This window comes from Weizmannia acidilactici, assembly GCF_008974185.1.
Classification (GTDB): domain Bacteria; phylum Bacillota; class Bacilli; order Bacillales; family Bacillaceae_C; genus Weizmannia; species Weizmannia acidilactici.
The window spans coordinates 1-422 of sequence record NZ_BKZP01000110.1; the positions used below are offsets into that span (position 1 = coordinate 1).

The 422-nt window shown below is 48.3% G+C and carries 1 rRNA gene; it reads left to right on the forward strand.

The annotated features are described in order from the left end of the window. Window positions 1–275: 275 nt before the first annotated feature. Window positions 276–392: ribosomal RNA gene (rrf, locus tag BpJC4_RS15925) — 5S ribosomal RNA — on the forward strand. Window positions 393–422 lie beyond the last annotated feature (30 nt).

The window sequence follows — 422 nt, forward strand, 5'->3', positions numbered from 1 at the left end:
CTGACGGATACTAATCGATTGAGGACTTAACCAAAACGAAAAGCGGAAGCGCCTCGTTTATCGACGTACGGATTTCGACTGAGATAAAGGAAACACGGTGAGGTATCGAGCCGATGTTGACTTATCGTTATCGTAGGTAGAAGACGTAGAAATACGCTAGCTGATAGACGCTGGAGCTGGACAATTCTCAAAGTTAGAAGTAGAAACGCATTCTCAGTTTACAGTTTTTTCTCCCATCCGGTTTTCAGGGAACACATCCCAAAATAAAATACAGGTCCGGTGATGATGGCGGAAAGGTCACACCCGAACACATCCCGAACTCGGAAGTTAAGCTTTCCAGCGCCGATGGTAGTTGGGGGTCTCCCCCCTGCGAGAGTAGGACGTTGCCGGGCCATATGAAAACCGCAGACGATTTGTCTGCG